At 36.7% G+C, this 6,052-nt stretch carries 6 protein-coding genes; 5 read left to right on the forward strand and 1 reads right to left on the reverse strand.

The window, feature by feature from the left end:
* Positions 1 to 392: 392 nt before the first annotated feature.
* The 5 genes from glyQ to miaB are packed head-to-tail and all read left to right on the forward strand — an operon-like array spanning position 393 to position 4,717.
* A complete protein-coding gene (glyQ, locus tag BAZSYMA_RS04250) occupies positions 393 to 1,283 on the forward strand; it encodes a glycine--tRNA ligase subunit alpha (RefSeq protein ID WP_090715941.1) in 891 nt (296 codons plus the stop codon).
* 10 nt (positions 1,284 to 1,293) lie between these two features.
* The gene (locus BAZSYMA_RS04255) at positions 1,294 to 1,872 is read left to right on the forward strand and encodes a YqaA family protein (protein ID WP_090715943.1); all 579 of its coding nucleotides are present in this window, start codon (positions 1,294 to 1,296) and stop codon (positions 1,870 to 1,872) included.
* Entirely contained in the window at positions 1,862 to 2,368 is a 507-nt protein-coding gene (locus tag BAZSYMA_RS04260) for a murein hydrolase activator EnvC family protein (protein ID WP_090715945.1), read from the forward strand. The genes BAZSYMA_RS04255 and BAZSYMA_RS04260 overlap by 11 nt, the downstream gene beginning before the upstream one ends.
* Before the next feature lies 1 nt (position 2,369).
* On the forward strand, positions 2,370 to 3,392 hold the full coding sequence (locus BAZSYMA_RS04265) for a mechanosensitive ion channel family protein (RefSeq protein ID WP_090715946.1): 1,023 nt from the start codon (positions 2,370 to 2,372) through the stop codon (positions 3,390 to 3,392).
* Complete coding sequence (gene miaB, locus BAZSYMA_RS04270) at positions 3,392 to 4,717, forward strand: tRNA (N6-isopentenyl adenosine(37)-C2)-methylthiotransferase MiaB (RefSeq protein ID WP_090715948.1); 1,326 nt, start codon at positions 3,392 to 3,394, stop codon at positions 4,715 to 4,717. The genes BAZSYMA_RS04265 and miaB overlap by 1 nt, the downstream gene beginning before the upstream one ends.
* Here the strand turns inward: miaB and BAZSYMA_RS04275 are convergent.
* Complete coding sequence (locus BAZSYMA_RS04275; protein WP_090715950.1) at positions 4,714 to 5,961, reverse strand: O-antigen ligase family protein; 1,248 nt, start codon at positions 5,959 to 5,961, stop codon at positions 4,714 to 4,716. The genes miaB and BAZSYMA_RS04275 overlap by 4 nt on opposite strands.
* Positions 5,962 to 6,052 lie beyond the last annotated feature (91 nt).

The following is a 6,052-nucleotide window of genomic DNA, read 5'->3' on the forward strand; positions in this document are numbered from 1 at the left end:
AGGTGGTTGGAAAAATGTGTGGTTTTGGTTTGGTTGGGGTGGGTTTTTAAGGGGCGACTACTTACTCAGGTGCTAAACAACATCAAAGCGTTTAAGTCATTGCTATCTTGATTTAAACGAACAACAAAACAAACTCTGCCTAAAAAAGGAGACTTAAGCACACCTGAAAAACCTAAACGATCCAAAATATCGAATAATTTGTGCTGATCTTATCAAATTGGGAATATTGTCTGTATTTTTATGGATGCAAGACTTGAATGGGGTGGTTTTTTAGGATTTTGATTGGTATTTTTTGGGTTGGGTGGTTCTATTTTTGGATTTGGGTTCACATTTATACAAAGCTCTCTTATGGTTTGCGGTAAAATTTTTTATTATTTTTTTATCAACTAGCCATGTCACTACAAGACTTAGATGCCGCAATTTCGTTTCAAAATTTAATCTTAAAACTACAATTATTTTGGACATCAAAGGGTTGCACACTGCTGCAGCCCTTTGACATGGAAATGGGTGCAGGTACTTTTCACCCTGCCACTTTTTTAAGAGCCATCGGCCCTGAACCTTGGAAAGCAGCGTATGTACAACCCTCTCGTCGTCCAACTGACGGGCGTTATGGCGAAAATCCAAATCGCTTACAACATTATTATCAATTTCAAGTGTTACTTAAGCCATCGCCTAAAGATATTCAGGATTTATATTTAGAATCTTTGAGTGAGATCGGACTTGATTTAACCAAGCACGATGTACGCTTTGTTGAAGACAACTGGGAATCACCAACACTAGGTGCTTGGGGGCTAGGCTGGGAAGTTTGGCTTAATGGCATGGAAGTCTCGCAATTTACTTATTTCCAGCAAATCGGTGGTTTGCCTTGTAAGCCTGTATCAGGAGAACTCACTTATGGGCTTGAACGCTTAGCAATGTATCTGCAAGGCGTAGACAGTGTTTATGATTTGGTGTGGGTTGATGGGGTTAGTTATGGTGATGTCTTTCATCAAAATGAGGTTGAACAATCAAAATATAATTTTGAAATTGCCGACATTGATGTCCTGTTTAAACAATTTGACGAGGCAGAAACAATGAATGAAAAACTCATCGAACAAGCACTGCCTTACCCAGCGTATGAGCAAGTAATGAAAGCATCACACTTATTTAACTTACTTGATGCGCGTCACGGTATTAGCGTCACAGATAGAGCGCGTTTTATTCGTCGTGTGCGTTCAATGAGTCAGAAAGTAGCTAAGGCGTATTACGATTCGCGTGAAGCACTTGGTTTTCCAATAAAGTAAATTAAATTTTATGCAAATATTTTCTAAACTTTATCATAAGACGCTAGACTGGGCACAAAGTAAACACGCTGTTTACTGGTTGTCTTTAGTAAGCTTTACAGAATCTTTTATACTGCCCTACCCACCACCTGATATCTTACTTGCGCCTATGGTGCTTAAAAAACCAGAGAAAATCTATCAATTTACATCAATTTGCACAATTCTATCTGTATTAGGCGGTGTGGTTGGTTATTTTTTAGGTGCATTATTGATAGATATCATTCAACCATTGTTGGTCAAATTACATTATGTTGATAAACTTGAAACAGTTAAAGAGTGGTTTACAGAATATGGCATTTGGATTGTGGCAATTGCAGGATTTTCACCAATGCCCTACAAAATATTTACCATCGGTGCAGGTATTGCCAATATGGCACTTTTACCGTTTATACTAATATCATTGCTAGCCAGAGGTGCACGGTTTTTCTTAGTGGCATTTTTTGTTAAGAAATTCGGTGATACCTGTGATCTTTGGCTAAAAAAATACATTGACCGTCTAGGTTATATTTTGATTATCATCATTGCATTAGGGTTGTGGTATGCTAAATAAACTGATTATTGTTTTTATCTCTCTGGTGCTTACCAGCTGTTTTTTTGAAAAAGCAAAAGAACCAGTGGTTATTATTGATAAGTCAATAGGTCAAGAACCTATAGACTCTGACCACCTTTCTATTACTAAAACCGTTGAAAAAAGAAAAATCACAATAAAGAGTGCGCTAATTCCTGTTGCTGGCAGAATTATTAAAACTTTTTCTAAGAACCATCAGGGTCTGAGCTTTGCGACAAATTCCGGTCAAGCAGTGCGTGCTATTGAGAGTGGCACGGTTGTTTATAGTGGCAATGAAACAAGAAACAACGCTAAGATGATAATCATTAAACATGCACTAGGCTTTTACAGTTCTTATATGCAAAATCAAACTCTACAAGTGCAAAGTGGCAATAAAGTAAAGAAAGGACAGGTTATTGCAACTACTGGCAAAAATAACTTTTATTTTGAAATGAATAAATTCGAAACACCCATTAATCCAATCAAATACCTAAAATAATATGGACCTCTTACAAAACTTAACGCTTTATCAAACTGTTGGCGCCCTATTCGCCGTGACCTTTATTGTACATATCATTACAGGTGCAATATTAAAACAACTTATCGCGCAAACCAATAAAACTAAAAATCAATTGGATGATTGTTTGCTTAAATCCATTTCTGCACCACTCAAAGCATTAGTCTGGTTTGCTTGGTTTTATCTTTCTATTAATGTACTCAAAGGAGAGATTGCGCTATTAGTCCAAGTGATTAACTACATTGATATTATTCCAATTTTTATCATTACTTGGGGCGTGCTACGGATGATATCTGGCATCGAATCTTATCTACTTAAGCACAAAAACAATGCCAACAAAGACTCTATAAGGTTAATCATTCGCTTAATTAAAATTCTAATTATTGCCTCTATCGTGCTTGGTATTGCACAGTATTTTGGCTTCTCAATTTCCAGCCTACTGACTTTTGGTGGTGTCGGTGGCATTGTCATGGGCTTTGCTGCCAAAGATATGCTGTCAAATATCTTTGGTGGGTTGATGCTACAAATGGACAGACCTTTTTCAACAGGTGATTGGATTCGCTCTAGCCAGTTTGAGGGTACAGTTGAAAAAATCGGTTGGCGCATGACGCGTATTCGTACTTTTAGCAAAAATCCAATTTACATTCCCAACTCAATTTTTGCCTCAATCCCGATTGAAACACCATCGCGCATGACCAATCGTCGCATTAATGAAACTATTGGTATTCGTTACAATGATATTGCACAAATGTCTGACATTGTTACGGAGGTAGAGGCGATGCTAAAAACCAACAAAGACATTGAACAATCTCAAGCCTTGCGTGTGTTCTTCAATTATTTTAACGCCTCATCACTGGATTTTAATGTTTATGCCTTCACCAAAACTGTGAACAAAAATGAATATCAACAGATTAAGCAAAAAATATTACTTAGTGTTGCCGATATTATTGCTAAGCATGGGGCGGAGATCGCCTACCCAACACAAACATTACATATCCAAAAATAATGCCTTTATCTAAATTATATATTCGAACTTTCGGCTGTCAAATGAATGAATACGACAGTCAAAAAATGATTGATGTATTAAAACACTCACACGGTTTAGCCTTAACTGACAATGCACTTGAAGCTGATGTATTGCTACTTAACACCTGTTCTATTCGAGAAAAAGCTCAGGAAAAATTATTTCATCAATTGGGTCGTTGGCGTAAATTTAAAGAAAAAAATCCTAATTTAATTATTGGCGTGGGGGGTTGTGTTGCTTCACAAGAAGGCGAGTTGATTCTTAAGAGAGCACCTTTTGTTGATATTATTTTTGGCCCACAAACCTTACACAGATTACCTAATATGTTGAGTGATGCTCTGAGTAATAAGCAAACCAGTATTGATATTTCTTTCCCAGAAATTGAAAAGTTTGACTATTTGCCTGAGCCAAAAACCAATGGCGTCACTGCCTTTGTGTCCATTATGGAAGGATGCTCTAAATACTGTACCTTTTGCGTCGTACCTTACACTCGAGGCGAAGAAGTGTCTCGCCCATTTAATGATGTGATCAATGAGGTGCAAATATTGGCAAATCAAGGCGTTAGGGAAGTTAATTTGCTAGGACAAAATGTCAACGCTTATCAAGGGAAGATGACTGATGAAGAAACGGCTGATTTGGCGCTACTGATTAATATTGTAGCGCAAATTGACGGCATTGATAGAATTCGTTATACCACTTCACACCCTGTTGAATTTAGTGAGCGTCTCATTCAAGCCTACGCTGAAGTACCTGAATTAGTATCGCACTTACATCTACCTATTCAAAGTGGCTCTGATAGGATTCTAACACTGATGAAACGCGGACACACCACACTTGAATACAAATCCAAAATTAGGCGTTTGCGTGAAGTGCGCCCTGATATTTCTATTTCTTCAGATTTTATTATTGGTTTCCCAGGTGAGAATGAGCAAGATTTTGCAGACACAATGGCACTTATTAACGACATTAGTTTCGATAAATCTTTTAGTTTTATTTACTCTGCCCGCCCTGGAACGCCTGCATCTACTTATACTGATGATGTGACATTAAAAATCAAAAAAGAACGCCTCGCACTTGTACAAAAAACCATCGATAAATCAACCGAACAAATCTCTAAGGCGATGATTGGTAGCGTACAAAAAGTTTTGGTAGAAAACAAAGCCAAAAAAGGCGATAATTTATTCGGACGCACCGAAAATATGCGTAACACACATTTTAAAGGTGACGAGTCTTTAATTGGTCAGATTGTTAATGTAAAAATTACAGATGCCTGCGCTAATTCCCTAATGGGAGAGGTAGAAATTTAGTTAGTGGACCGAGTATTACTTACACTAAATGCCATCAATGATAATACAAAAAACATATAAACACCATTGGGTGCTGAGCGCACAATCCAAGTTTCAGTTAGCCCAAATACCATACTTGACAAAATAATCCAAATGCCGACTAAACCTGCCCATGATTTTTCCGGGTTATTTTTTATCGTTTGGAAGAAGAATTTGAGGGGCAATAAAAATACACTCACCATCAAAACCAAGAATCCAATAATGCCAAATAACGCCAACCATTCAAAAAAAATATTATGTGCACTTTTATAACCATCGCCAATCACATTGTATCGCGGATATGCTGTGATGAAACGCTTAAGTTCCAGTCCAAAATCACCACTACCAGAACCAAAAAATGGATGTTTTCTAGCCGTATTAATAGCAGCTTTCCAAAAAATAAATCGTTCACTAGCAGTACCAGCTGGTTGTTTTTTGTTGTCATGTTCATTGTCAGCAAATTGCGTGGTGTTGGTAATTGCGATATTAAACCTATCAATTGTTTGACCAGGAAAGGCGTTAATGGTAATGCCAATTGTCAAAACAATACCGATACAAATTGCCATTATTGTCAATCGTAATTCTTTTTTCGTAATCAATAAATACAGAAAAATTAAGAACAACAAGGGAAGCGCCACCCAGGCGCCTTTTGCCCCAACAATCAAACTTGCACTGAGTGCAGATAGTGCAGATAGTATCAGCAATACTTTGTCCGTTTTATTGAAATTTGTTAGCAATGATAACAATATATTAACCCCAACAATAAGCATGGAAAAATCACCATACATGATTGAATGATAAGCACCTGTTGAACCACTGTTGAGTAACAAGTAAATGAGTAAAATAAAGCCTGATAGCGTCGTTCCAATGTAGAACGCTCTCAACATTGACTGCTGATAATACTTAAAAAGAATAAAAACAGGTGCCGAGAATAAAAAATAACTGAATTTTCCCAATTTTTTAAAGCCATTATAAATATCATCAGAATTTACCATACCCAGTAAATAAATAAAAAACACCGCAGTAAAACCAATTAAAACCGTTTTCTCTTGTGCAGATAATATTGGCGCAAGTCTTTGGATATAGATAACACCCAATATAAACAACAATAAATATATGGTTGATACCGCACTGCCCACAATTGCCATCAATATGGGAAATAAAAACACCAAAGTCAAAACCACAATCTTGAATTTTTGAGTAGATATATTGGCTAACAAATGCATAAAGACATTTCATTTTAAGTAAAGAAGTAAGATGTTATAGTAAACAAAATAAAATTACAATACCAGAACTGTTTCTAAAAATTATTTTCAC

The organism is Bathymodiolus azoricus thioautotrophic gill symbiont (genome assembly GCF_001298715.1).
Classification (GTDB): Bacteria; Pseudomonadota; Gammaproteobacteria; order PS1; family Pseudothioglobaceae; genus Thiodubiliella.

Coding starts and splice junctions, on each gene's coding strand:
- glyQ (WP_090715941.1), top strand. CDS start 393: ATGTCACTACAAGACTTAGATGCCGCAATTTCGTTTCAAAATTTAATC.
- BAZSYMA_RS04255 (WP_090715943.1), top strand. CDS start 1,294: ATGCAAATATTTTCTAAACTTTATCATAAGACGCTAGACTGGGCACAA.
- BAZSYMA_RS04260 (WP_090715945.1), top strand. CDS start 1,862: ATGCTAAATAAACTGATTATTGTTTTTATCTCTCTGGTGCTTACCAGC.
- BAZSYMA_RS04265 (WP_090715946.1), top strand. CDS start 2,370: ATGGACCTCTTACAAAACTTAACGCTTTATCAAACTGTTGGCGCCCTA.
- miaB (WP_090715948.1), top strand. CDS start 3,392: ATGCCTTTATCTAAATTATATATTCGAACTTTCGGCTGTCAAATGAAT.
- BAZSYMA_RS04275 (WP_090715950.1), bottom strand. CDS start 5,961: ATGCATTTGTTAGCCAATATATCTACTCAAAAATTCAAGATTGTGGTT.